Raw genomic sequence first — 12,629 nt, 5'->3', positions numbered from 1 at the left:
ATATTTTGGGTTTGGTATAACACTGGTTTGTTCAAATAACACAAAAAAAATAGGCTGTCCTAGATAATTCTAAGACAGCCTATTTTTATAGTGAGATTTTTTGAGCAATACCTTAAATTTAACGTGTATTGGTAAAACTATTCATGCAGCACTTTATAAATGGTTTTCGCTAATACTGGCCCAATTCCTTGTACGCCAGCAAGCTCTTGCTGCGACGCGCCGAGCAGCTGCTGAATACCACCAAAGTGATTAAGTAAGTCGCGACGACGCTTTTCACCAAGTCCCGGAATGACTTCTAACACCGACGATGAACGGCGCTTATCACGCTTTTTACGGTGCGCGGTAATGGCAAAGCGATGCGCTTCATCACGAATATGCATCAATAGATGTAGCGCTTTGCTATCCATGGGCAAATCAAGCGGCTCATGATCAATAAAATGTAACACCTCAAGCCCCGCTTTACGCCCCTCGCCTTTTGCCACACTAACCAATAAGGTATCACTAAGTATACCCAGCTCTGTGAGCACTTCTTTAGCAATATTAAGCTGCCCTTTACCGCCATCAATCAACAATAAATCCGGCAATGGCTGCTTTTTATAACGCCGCGTCAAGACTTGCTTCATCGCCGCATAGTCATCACCGCCTTGGATGTCATGAATGGCATACTGACGATAATCGCGGCGGCGCGCGCCCCCTTGGTCAAAGACCACGCAGCTACCAATCGTTGCCTCACCCATGGTATGCGAGATATCAAAACACTCAATGCGATCAATGGTGCGATCAGTGACATCGGCAAGGACGTCTTTTAACGCAGCAAAGCGGGCATGCAATTCTAAATAATCGCCAAGCTTGGTTTTTAGCGCGTTATTGGTATTTAATTTTGCCAAATCCAACCATTCGGCGCGGTGCTCACGGACGTTGGTTTTGATAACGACCTTGCTACCAAAATGGGTTGCTAACGCTTCACTGACCGCCGTCTGATCTGGTAGCTCCTCACTTAAGATAATCTCCGCTGGTAAATCATCGGTTACCTGAAAGTAAAACGAGGTAATAAAGGCGGATAAATTGGTGGCAAGTGATTCATTGCTGTCAACATCAGGGAAGTAGTTTTTACCGCCTAACACACGCCCGCCGCGTACGGTCAATACATTGACGCAGGTCATGCCCGCCTGACTGGCAATGGCAATCACATCCGCTTCACCCTCTACGGTATAAACGGCTTGCTTCGCTTGAACTTCGCGCAGCATAGAGAGCTGGTCACGATAAAACACCGCCTTTTCAAAGTCTAACGCCTCAGCCGCGCCTTCCATCTTTTCAATCAGCGTGCTATGGATATCGCTAGAATCGCCCTTTAAAAAGCGAATGGTATTATTGACGTCCTCGGCGTATTCTTCTGGCGATACCAGCCCGACGCACGGCGCACGGCAACGCTTAATCTGATATTCAAGACACGGACGTTTACGCTGTTTAAAAAACGTATTGGTACATTGGCGCATTTGAAACATTTTTTGCATCAAAACCAGCGTCTCTTTTGCCGCATGCGCCGAGGGAAAAGGACCAAAAAAACGGCCCTTTTGATGATTGCCTTTGCCGCGCCCATACGCCAACCGCGGATAAGGGCTGTCCGCTGAGATAAACACGTAGAGATAAGATTTATCATCGCGCAGTAGCACGTTATAGGGCGGTCGATGTTCTTTAATTAAGTTTTGCTCAAGCAGCAGCGCTTCGGTCTCACTGCGAGTAATGATGGTTTCGATATTATGGATGCGCGCGACTAACGCCCGCGTTTTTGGGTGGTCAATGGTTTTTGCAAAGTAGCTATTGACGCGACTTTTCAGCGACTTGGCTTTACCGATATAAAGAATATCGCCGTTTTTACCCAGCATTTTATACACCCCTGGCAAATTTGGCAGGCGCTGAATCAAATGCTTAAGGCGGGCTTTTTTATCGTCGACGGGACTCGATGCGGAAACATTGACCATAGAATTTACTGCTCTCAAGATACTGATATATAGCTATTTATGGGGCGACTGCGCCCATTTTGCAAGCCAATGCTGGCTTTAACAACAAACATAGAAATATAAAAAAGCCAGCTCCAAGGCTGACTTTTTATCAAAACTTTAAACATACTAATGGCGAAAATTTGGTAATAACGCTGGTATACCGGGCAGCATCCCGACCACCGCCATAACCCCCGTTAATATAACAAAGGTAATCACCGGGATAATCCAGCGGCTCATTTTTGTTAAACTTGCGCTGCGCTCTTTAGAACCAATCAAGCCTAAATTATCAAGTACCAAGGTAATCGACCAACCAAAGGCTGGGTTGACCAATGCCGAGGCAAAAACGACGATAGCAGCAGACTGGGTGGTTTTGCCCTCGCGCGTCATCTCCATGCCAGCTTCAAGTAGCGGAATAAAAACGCCAACAATCAGCGCCACGCACATGACTGGCTCCCAGATGGCCAAATCCATGGGATAACCCCAAACACCCGCAATAATACAAAACAATCCCGTTAATACTGCACCCGCTGGAATCGGACGCTTGGCAATCGCTGCCGGTACAATATAAGTACCCCATGACGACGCAAAGTTGGCACCGCCAAGTATAGAGCCGGCCACCTGACGTATAGAAGCGCTGGTCATCGTATCATCGATATCCATCAGTACACGCTCAGTACGTTTTGGATAGCTGATTTTTTGAAAAACTTGATGACCTAAAAAGTCTGGCGACCACATGGCGACTGCCAACACCGCAAATGGCAATACCACAATAAAGCTTTCGACAGTTGGCAGTCCTAACATCCAGCCCGTGTTTTCGCCCCACCAATACATCGGATTCATATTGGGTAGACCGGGCGCTGTTTTAAAGGCAAACGGCGCACCCATCGCAAAGGCAACTCCGCCGCCTAATACACAACTGAGCGGCACCGCCAGCCAGCGCTTTTGGTAATTCTCTAACACTGCATAAAGAATAATCGTCAGTAAAATCACCACAAAAGCAATATGCGACATGCCGATGCCTTCCGCCCAAGCAAACAGATTTTTGACCTGCGAGGTGGTGCCAATAAAGCCAAGATACAGCAGTAAACCGCCGCACACGCCTTTACTGGTTAAGTTGGCGAGTAAACTGCCACCTTTACTAATAGCAAGTAATAAGCCAAAAGCCCCGATAAGCAGTCCAAAGGCCATCGGATGACCACCAGCAACCACCACGATGGGAATAAGCGGAATGAGAGGGCCATGAGTACCAGCAAGATTGGCGGTCGGCAATAAAAAACCAGAAAATAAAATCACAAAAAACGCCACAATAAGCAGCTCATAACGGACGTTTTCTAAAACAAAGGCATCGCCCAAACCAAGCGGCCCTGCAAAGGTTGCGGCGATGGCGCCCACCATCACCACTTTGCCGATGGTCGCCGCCATTGCCGGAATCGCATCTTCATATTCAAAGCGATAATCGCGAAACGGCAAATTAGGACGCCAGCGCTTTGGCTGCATGATTTGCAACTCATGATTGAGATAGGCGTTACGATCTGCAAAACTGGCGCTAGGCTGATGCAAATCTACGTAGCTGTCTTGCACATCATCATCATAACGGGTTGGTTGCTGCAGGCCGGACCCTGAGGTGGGAAGCTGGGTACCACTCATCACATTTCCTTATGTCAACTGAGGTTTGAGCGGCTTTATTGTTCTAATGCCGAGTAAATAGTGAGCCGCCCAAAGCAAAATCCGGCTATTGTAAGACATCGGTTGCGATAATGCGAGGGTTTGGCATTTAAAAGATACTATACGTATCATTATGGAAATTATTTCTTATGGCTTAGTATAGGACACTTAGAAAACGGTAATGAGTACTCTTAGAATTTTAGATTTCGCCTACTAATTGTACTTTCGTTACGCTTTAAAACTGGCGAGCTGAGACGTTTTTCACTATGATAAATGTCTTTTTATGATTTATTGCCCAAGGGCGCGACTATAAAACCGACAAAAATTGTCGTCAGTTTCGTCTGTCTATAGACCGTTTAAAATAAAAATAACCTCTGCAATGAAATCAGCAAAATAAGAAAGGTAATAGGAAACATTGATGAATTTACTGCCTAAAAAACTTGGTACGCTTAAACGTAACGCCAAAAAAAATATCGTGCCCCTACTCACACCTTATTTGCTAAAACTGCGTATCAACACCTTTGCACCTTACATCGGCGCTGGTATCAAGATTGAGCATATCAACCTAGATCAAGGCCTATGCGTCGTCAGTATGGGGCTAAATAGCTTCAATAAGAACATCGTCGGCACCCAATTCGGTGGCAGTTTGTACTCGATGGTGGACCCCTTTTATATGCTGATGCTCATGCACCAGTTGGGCAGCAGCTACGTGGTATGGGATAAAAGCTCACATATTGAATTTATTGCGCCCGGCAATAGCAAAGTGACCGCACGCATCAAAATTCCAAGCGCGGAGGTGATTGCCATTCAGGAACTAGCAAAGGATGGTGAGCCGGTATTTCGCGAATACAAGGTTGATATCGTCGATGAACAACAAAAAGTCATCGCCACTGTCAGCAAAACCCTTTACATCCGATTGCGTAAATATAGTAAATCTAAACACCAAACCAGCCGTATTGAAAACTCTGAGGACGAGCTTAAAATTTGAAAACATAAATGCTCAGTTTGAGAGCAAAGTTAGAACACCGATTTTAAACCACACAAACAAAAACCCCAATCTGGCAGACGCACAGATTGGGGTTTTGTCTTTTTTGGTATGGCCCGCTTATTTATAAATAAACCTATGAATAAGGGCTTGTATCTACTCTTACCTTGCCGAGCATCAACCGTACAATCAGACGATTAAGCCGAGCATGGCAAACTTGCGCTTAGATGCTGATAATTAGATACCAGGCGCAGTATCGACTGCATCAGGAACGCCAGCGTCAGTTTTTTTGTTCGCAACTGGACGAGCACCAAGTTTTTCGCGGATACGGGCTGATTTACCAGAACGCTCACGTAAGTAGTATAGTTTCGCACGGCGAACAGCGCCACGGCGTTTCACTTCAATGCTATCAATAATTGGCGAATGCAATTGGAATGCACGCTCAACACCGATACCGCTTGAGATTTTACGAACGGTAAACGCTGAGTTTAAACCGCGGTTACGCTTAGCAATGACAACGCCTTCAAAGGCCTGTAAACGCTCACGATCACCTTCACGTACTTTTACTTGAACCACAACGGTATCGCCGGGTGCAAAGTTTGGGCGCTCAATCAATTGAGCATTTTCGATGACCTGAACCAATGGATGCTTGTTGCTCATGAGAGTTATCTCCTCACATTAGATAATAGAGGCTTGACGCATATCACCTGTTTGTAATAATGAATCATATTGATTATTAACATTTTGTATTAATAACAAATACAACGTAAATGGGTTATGACCAACGGCCATGATGCTATGACGCGTTTTATTGTTGCTCGAAATTTTATTGCTTAACTGTTTATCTTTTAACTACCATTAACGCGGCTTTTTATCTGCTTTTGCCAGTGCCTTTAACCACTTTGCTTGCTCTACCGTTGGGGTAAACGCTTGCCATAAATCTGGACGCCGCGCTTGCGTACGTTCGACTTGTTGACTAAAGCGCCACTTAGCGATGTTGGCATGGTGTCCTGAAAGAAGTACCTCAGGGACCGCCATACCTGCAAATTCATGTGGTTTGGTATAGTGCGGACAATCAAGCAAACCATCGACGAACGAGTCTTGCTCAGCGGATTTATCGTCGCCCATAATATCTGGCAAACGACGTATCACACTATCCATCAGCACCATTGCTGGTAGCTCACCACCGGTAAGCACGTAATCGCCAAGTGATATTTCCATATCGACATACTGCGACAGTAAGCGCTCATCAATACCTTCGTAACGACCACACAACAAAATCATGCCGTCATACTTCGTCATACTGACCACACTACTCTCACTAAGCGTTTTGCCTTGTGGTGACATATAAATCACCGGACAATGCGCACTATCGACACGGCAACCATGCTGACTGGCTCGCAGGCGCGCCTCCTCAATCGCTTGGGACAATGGCTCAGCCATCATCACCATGCCAGGACCGCCGCCATACGGGCGCTCATCAATACGGCGATAATTATCGCTGGTATAATCACGCGGATTGATGCATTCAATCGTGACTTGCTCCTGAGTAACTGCCCGCCCCGTGATTCCAAACTCACGAATCGTAGCAAACATCTCAGGGAAAATACTAATCACGGCAAAATACATCTGATCTCTACTTGTATAAAACTGCGTGAATGACGTTCTTATCAATCAAGAAAATTTGTGATTAATAATCACTTGGCCATGCCACAAGCACCGTTTTTTCAGCCAAATTGACGTCAATCACCGTTTGCTTATGCCAGGGTATCAGGCGCTCCTCATTATCCAAACTGTCTGAATTTGCCGTGACGCGCATGATGTCATGGGCCCCGGTTTCAAACATTTCAGTGATATCGCCTAAATTTTCGTCCTGCTCGTTTATCACGCGCAGGCCAACCAAATCTGACCAATAATATTCGTCTTCACCCGCTTCTGGCAAAGCGTCTTGCTCGACCCAAATGGTCGTGCCATTCATGGTCTCTGCAACGTTACGGTCAGGAATCTGCTCAAATTGAGCGACGATGCCCGTCCCTTGCTCGCGCCACGCCTTTACCGTCAAAGGCTTCATGCCAGTAGCAGTTTTCATCCACCAAGGCTGCATATCAAAGATTGCCGTACGATCATCGGTATCACTAAACACCCACAGCCAGCCTTTAATGCCATAAGGCTTTTTTAGCTGACCGATTTTCATAAGTGCACTAGCGTTTGGAACAGATGACATAACGGCTAACCTAACGATGACTAAAATAACAGTGATAGATACAGCAATGACGAAAACAGCGGTGGTAAATACAGTTCAATCAACAGCGCTAAGCGCAATCAAAAGTCATAAACAGTTAATGGCGCACCCTGATCAGACCAGTTACGCTATGTTTTCTAAAGTCTATTGAGACTGCCATAGACGAGCTATGAGCACCTCAGTGACGATACAAACTTAAGCAGTGGCTTCAGTTTGAGCGGCAGACTTGTTATAAGCTTTTGCTAATGAAGCAACGCGATCTGAAGGCTGTGCACCTTTAGCGATCCACGCATTGTACGCTTCCATGTTTAGGCGTACTGCTTCTTCAGACTCTTTAGCGAGTGGGTTAAAAAAGCCGATGTTTTCAATGTAGCGACCGTCACGCGCGCGGCGTTGATCAGCAACAACTACTTGATAAAATGGGCGTTTCTTGGCACCGCCCCGTGCTAAACGAATAACAACCATGTGAATTCTCTCTTTCGCAGGTATACCAAAAAGGGCATAATTATATCACAGTCTTATTTTATTGAAAACATAAACCGTGCTTATTTAATTATTTATTAACAATAGCTTAAATGGCAAGGCATGTAAAATATCATTCATCATTCGCCGTCAACTTATTGGCTTTGACCCTATTCATTTTGCTACTCACTCTATCCGTAAAGCAAATAACCGTATTATTTGATTATGCTATCCTATCAGTAGAAACAAGGGCTTAATAAAATCCCTATATTTTAGATTTTTAAGACCAAATTTATAAAGCTCACGTGACCCATATCTTGATTAACCTTTTGGATGCATATGACCTCCCTACAACCACAACCACGACGCAAAGGTCGGCTCGCCCGCTCCTACTCCAACACTTGGCTAACCACTTTGATGGTCGCTTTTATTGTCATTATCAGTGTCGGGGTATCGATCTCGTTTTTTTGGCGCAGTCTGTATTTGCCAGAGCTTAAAAATCATGCGCGCTATCTGACCAGCGAATTACGCCTGATGAATAGCGTCAATAAAGACTGGAAAAGCAATCCTGCTGTACGGCAGTGGATTTATCAGCATTCGCATGTGGTGGTGGTGGACAATCCGAGCGATTTTCCAGTGGTAGCGGATAAGGCGTTTGTTGGCGTATTTACCGATGTGTTACAGCGTGAAATTGGCGCGCAACTGGGACGTCCTGTTGAAGTGTATTTTAAGTTTAAACCAACGCCGCAGCTTTGGGTGCAAGACAGTCGTGATACCAGCTTTTGGATTCGCGAACCGGTGGTGTATTATTCGCAGTACAGCCCCGCCATATTAATATTATTTTTAGTGGGTTTACCCATTTTAACCTTGCTGACTATTATTTTATTAGCGCGGCAATTAAATCGGCCGTTACGTTATTTGCAGCGCGCGGCGACCAATTATATTCGTCTTGGCCACGCCACCACCCTACCAACCCACAATGGGCCTACAGAAATACGCCAAGTAAACATGGCATTTAATCGCTTATTTACCACCCTGAATCAAGCACAAAAAGAGCGGACGATTATGCTTGCCGGCATCTCGCATGACCTGCGTACGCCGCTGACGCGTATGCGCTTAACCGCTGAGATGCTGCCTGATGAATTTTTTCGTGAAGGTTTGATTTACGATATCGAAGACATGGATGCGATCTTGGAGCAGTTTATCTCATTTATGAAAGATGGCTCCGATGAGCCGGTACGCTTGACCAATCTAGACACCATATTTAACGAGATTATGGTGCAATTTGCGCCGTTAGAATTTATTTATCAGTCTGAATGTCACAAAGTGGTGCCCGTACGCCCGATGTCTATTAAACGCCTGGTAGTTAATCTGGTCAATAATGCCAAGCGTTACGGCAAGCCACCGATTTATTTATCCGCGACCGTGGTGCCGACCTTTATAGAAAAGGCGGTGGTAGAAGACAGCGATGTTGTGACTGAAAACGAGGTCAATAAAGAGGCAAAAGAGCAATTGATGATATGTGTGCGCGACTGCGGTGATGGCGTTGCAGAAGACCAATTAGAGCGCATTATGCAACCGTTTGAACGCGGTGAATCAGCACGTACCACTCAAGGTAGCGGTTTAGGCCTAGCGATTGTCGACCGTATCGCGCGCTTGCATCATGGGACGGTTGAAGCAATTAATCATCCGGATGGCGGCCTACAAGTCTGTGTCCGTATTCCGTTAATCTCTAAAGTTGCTGGCGAGCAGTCATTGGCTGCTAGCGATGAGGCTCCTTCTATCTATGATGATATGGATAGTTAGTAAGTAAGGCGCAATAGCAGACGATACTAGAGTTCGGTTAATAACGGTCAGTTGTTAGCCACTCTAGAAGTGCTATTTTCTCGTACCAATGACTGGCGGAATATATTCAGCACTATTGGTAAAGGTTAAAGGCTGGGTTATTTCATCCTGCGCGGCCTTTAGCGTCTCAGTGCTGATCGGCTGCTGCAAAAATAAATAATACCCAAGCGCGGCAGCGTTTACTACCACCAAACCACCAAATAAATACGGCATCCTCTGCCCTCCTTTATTGTTGAGCTGCTTTCAAAATTATCATAAACCATCAATGCGCAATCAATACTAATCTAACTAACACTATAAAAACGCTTAAGCATCAAAATCGCGATCGCTTTTTTCTTGCGTTAACTCATCCGCAGCAAGAACTTGGGTGAGCGGTTTAATAGGCCAAGTCATCACAAATCGTGCGCCGCCAAGCTCACGGCTCTCGCCCACTTTCATGCTGCCGTTAAACCAGAAGGCGATACGCGATACGATAGACAAACCCAAACCATAGCCGCCTGACGCGCGCGTACGGCTATCGTCCAAGCGCGAAAACGGAATAAAGACTTTTTCACGGTCGGCTTCTGGGATACCATGCCCATCATCCTCTACACTGACAAAGGCATTGCCTTTTTTCACCCCAGCACTGATGATAATGGTGCTCTCAGCATAGCGTAAGGCATTGCCAGCTAAATTCTGAATCACGCGGTGCAGGTAACGTCTGTCGGCAACCGCCGTTACTTTTGCATTTGGTAGATTGGTGACAATCTTGATGGGTTTACCCAAGGCATTGGTTTCACGCTCAATTTGCTCGAGCAATTCGCGCAGATTTACCGGTTCCAAATCAAGTTTTGGTGAGCCTTCTTCAAGCTTTGCATAGGTTAAAATCTCATCAATCAAACCATTTAGCGACTCGATATCTTCGTCGATATAATCGCGCTGCATAAAGCGCGAATCCTCATCATCGGTGTCAGCAAGCATATCGACAGCAAAGCGAATACGCGCCACAGGCGTACGCAGTTCATGCGATACCGCCCGCGTCAGCTCACGCTGCGACTCAATCAGACGCTTAATATGCGCCGTCATCGCATTAAACGTCGCGGATAGACGCGCGATTTCATCTTGACCGATGACCTGTACTTTAATATCAAGATTGCCTTTACTCACTTCATTGACACCAACTTGGATCAGTTGCAATTTGCGCTCAAGCGGGAAAATTAGCGCATAAACGCCCAAGCTGATTAAGAACATACTGATCAAAATCATACTAACAATCAGATTCAGCGGAAACCAGTTAAATAAAGGCACAGGGCCAATCAAAATCGCCATATCGTTGATTTCAGAGGGTACAACCACTTTAATAGACGAGTTACTTTTACTGGTATTGGTATCTTGCAATAAAATGACCACCTCATCGCGGCGAAGGCGCGCCATCTGATCAGGGTCTAAATTCAGGGTATTAACGGTTCTAAATTCTAATGGAAAAGAGAATTTCTCTTCCAATTCAGCCAAGCGCGCCCGCTTATCTGACAAGGTTGCATAGTAGGACAAATCATCGAGTAAAAACACCGCAATAGCGCGTACTTGCTGCTCGGTCACTTGCGAGATGCGTGCGGTTAAAACGCTCTCATTGTCCGGTAGGCGATAATACACATCGGCGTACATAGGCTGCTCAACATAGCGAACGACGGTATTGCCCTTCTCAAAACGGCGCAGCTCACTGGCATTAAAATCCACTTCATTAATGGGCACGATACGAAATTCTGTACCAAATAAGCTGCTGGCATCAGCCAACCAGTACTCACGCTGAGACTCGCTTTCTTGGTGCGCAATCCCTTCAGCGACAATATGAAAAGCGCCCGTCGCCATGTTTTCACGATAAGATTGGACGCGTTCTTTGTTGATGGTATCCATCAACAATTGCGCAAATAATGCCACACACAAACAGACGATTAATAGTCCAGCATAAATACGAACAAAGATACTGTGTTTAAGAGAAGAAACTAATGACATACGTGCCGTGACCAACCTAATGAAGAATTATTGATGGAGAAAAAAGATAACTGCTTGCTGCGCAATTTATCTCATACTATTTATTTGGCGTCCATAATTATCGCTCAATTAAACCACATAACGCAGCATTTAAGTTTAAAAATTAAAATTTAGACCATAAAAAACCAGCTTTACGCTGGTTTCTTATTAAAAAGTTATTCAAAAAAGATAGTCGTATTAAGAATAAAGTCTTAATTGCCTTCTTTAACAAACAAATAGCCTTTACTACGCACAGTTTTGATGCGTTTCGGGTTTTCTGGATCATCACCGATTTTTGGACGAATACGCGAGATACGCACGTCAATCGAGCGATCTTGACCGTCGTATTCAATACCGCGTAGACGCTCAAAGATATCTTCGCGTGACAGGATACGACCAGCGTTAGACGCGAGTAACCATAACAAATCATACTCAGCGCTGGTAAAATCAACCAACTCATCGCCTAAATTCACTGAACGACCACCGTTATCGATGACCAATTCACCAAACTCTAAACGCTGCGGTACATCTTCTGATGGCGCGTTCTCTGAGCGGCGTAATAATGCACGGATACGCGCAAGCAATACGCGTGGCTGCGCAGGCTTGGCGACATAGTCATCGGCGCCCATCTCAAGACCCAATACCTGATCCATGTCTTCTGTGCGCGCGGTCAGCATCAAAATGGGATTCTGATAGTGCGGACGTACTTCACGGCATACCGTCAAGCCATCGCTACCAGGAAGCATGACATCAAGTACGACCAAATCTGGTTGTTCGTTGACAATACGGCGAATGGCGCGATTACCATCCGTTTCAATGGCAACCTCTAAACCATTTTTAACCAAGTAATCTTGGGTCAACATAGCCAGGCGCTCGTCATCCTCAACAATCAAGATTCGGGGGGTGTTGTCTTCTTCATTCGTTGTCATTGTTATATCCTCTAATACATCTAATTTAAAAGCAGTAAAAGTAAGAGCGGTAAATTAATAGCACCGTAACTTAATCGATTCGTAACCTAGTACAATTGGCGACCGTATCGCTGTTACAAACTTGGTAGCACAGTATACTATTAAACACACAGCTTCCTATACTATAGCTTATAGTTGTTAACAAAACCTATAAACTACGTCCAATAAAACTTTAGTTTGCGTCCAAAAATTATACCCTTTATTGTGATAAAAAGGCATAAGATAACTTTTATTCAATAAGGATAATTTTCTTATATCCGGGTCATCACATCAAAGACTAGACCACTAAGTGCTGCGAAAATATCCTTATAACCATTAAACTTACCAATGTAGCCACTACTCTCTAATATAACCATATATCAGCGTTGTCGCTAGTCACTTTTCTATCATTTTATCAAAATCAGTTTAGTCTTTATAAATCTATAGTAATACCAATCCCAATAATTAAA

Annotated in this window: 11 protein-coding genes; 2 read left to right on the top strand and 9 right to left on the bottom strand. The window is 45.0% G+C overall.

Going from position 1 to position 12,629, the window contains the following annotated elements:
• Positions 1-137 precede the first annotated feature (137 nt).
• Both uvrC and B4240_RS02755 read right to left on the bottom strand, forming a co-directional pair.
• A complete protein-coding gene (uvrC, locus tag B4240_RS02760) occupies positions 138-1,982 on the bottom strand; it encodes an excinuclease ABC subunit UvrC (RefSeq protein ID WP_296236713.1) in 1,845 nt (614 codons plus the stop codon).
• 147 nt (positions 1,983-2,129) lie between these two features.
• A complete protein-coding gene (locus tag B4240_RS02755) occupies positions 2,130-3,650 on the bottom strand; it encodes a DUF3360 family protein (protein WP_296236712.1) in 1,521 nt (506 codons plus the stop codon).
• Positions 3,651-4,086: 436 nt separating this feature from the next.
• Between B4240_RS02755 and B4240_RS02750 the strand changes: the two genes are divergently transcribed.
• Positions 4,087-4,656: a DUF4442 domain-containing protein gene (locus tag B4240_RS02750; RefSeq protein ID WP_296236711.1), complete on the top strand. Its 570-nt coding sequence runs from the start codon at positions 4,087-4,089 to the stop codon at positions 4,654-4,656.
• A gap of 234 nt (positions 4,657-4,890) precedes the next feature.
• Here the strand turns inward: B4240_RS02750 and rplS are convergent, their stop codons facing one another.
• From rplS to rpsP, 4 genes are all read right to left on the bottom strand, one after another.
• Positions 4,891-5,313 (bottom strand): 50S ribosomal protein L19, encoded by a 423-nt coding sequence (gene rplS, locus B4240_RS02745; RefSeq protein ID WP_296236710.1) that lies wholly within the window; start codon positions 5,311-5,313, stop codon positions 4,891-4,893.
• A gap of 198 nt (positions 5,314-5,511) precedes the next feature.
• The gene (gene trmD, locus B4240_RS02740; RefSeq protein ID WP_296236709.1) at positions 5,512-6,282 is read right to left on the bottom strand and encodes a tRNA (guanosine(37)-N1)-methyltransferase TrmD; all 771 of its coding nucleotides are present in this window, start codon (positions 6,280-6,282) and stop codon (positions 5,512-5,514) included.
• A gap of 61 nt (positions 6,283-6,343) precedes the next feature.
• Positions 6,344-6,877 carry a ribosome maturation factor RimM gene (gene rimM / locus B4240_RS02735; RefSeq protein ID WP_296236708.1) on the bottom strand — a complete coding sequence of 178 codons (534 nt, stop codon included), beginning with the start codon at positions 6,875-6,877 and terminating at the stop codon, positions 6,344-6,346.
• Between the two features lie 213 nt (positions 6,878-7,090).
• Complete coding sequence (gene rpsP, locus B4240_RS02730; protein WP_021812802.1) at positions 7,091-7,360, bottom strand: 30S ribosomal protein S16; 270 nt, start codon at positions 7,358-7,360, stop codon at positions 7,091-7,093.
• Positions 7,361-7,696: 336 nt separating this feature from the next.
• Between rpsP and B4240_RS02725 the strand changes: the two genes are divergently transcribed.
• Positions 7,697-9,163 carry an ATP-binding protein gene (locus B4240_RS02725; RefSeq protein WP_296236707.1) on the top strand — a complete coding sequence of 489 codons (1,467 nt, stop codon included), beginning with the start codon at positions 7,697-7,699 and terminating at the stop codon, positions 9,161-9,163.
• 72 nt (positions 9,164-9,235) lie between these two features.
• Here B4240_RS02725 and B4240_RS02720 read toward each other — a convergent pair whose 3' ends face one another.
• The 3 genes from B4240_RS02720 to B4240_RS02710 all read right to left on the bottom strand — a co-directional run bounded on the left by B4240_RS02720 (position 9,236) and on the right by B4240_RS02710 (position 12,141).
• Positions 9,236-9,415: a hypothetical protein gene (locus B4240_RS02720; RefSeq protein ID WP_296236706.1), complete on the bottom strand. Its 180-nt coding sequence runs from the start codon at positions 9,413-9,415 to the stop codon at positions 9,236-9,238.
• Positions 9,416-9,508: 93 nt separating this feature from the next.
• Positions 9,509-11,194 (bottom strand): ATP-binding protein, encoded by a 1,686-nt coding sequence (locus tag B4240_RS02715; RefSeq protein WP_296236705.1) that lies wholly within the window; start codon positions 11,192-11,194, stop codon positions 9,509-9,511.
• Between the two features lie 230 nt (positions 11,195-11,424).
• Positions 11,425-12,141 (bottom strand): response regulator, encoded by a 717-nt coding sequence (locus B4240_RS02710; protein WP_021812806.1) that lies wholly within the window; start codon positions 12,139-12,141, stop codon positions 11,425-11,427.
• Between the last annotated feature and the right edge of the window lie 488 nt (positions 12,142-12,629).

The organism is Psychrobacter sp. UBA5136, assembly GCF_002414005.1.
In the GTDB taxonomy this organism is placed as follows: domain Bacteria; phylum Pseudomonadota; class Gammaproteobacteria; order Pseudomonadales; family Moraxellaceae; genus Psychrobacter.
Note: the sequence above shows the minus strand (reverse complement) of the source record. Positions and strands in the feature narration are given on the sequence as shown.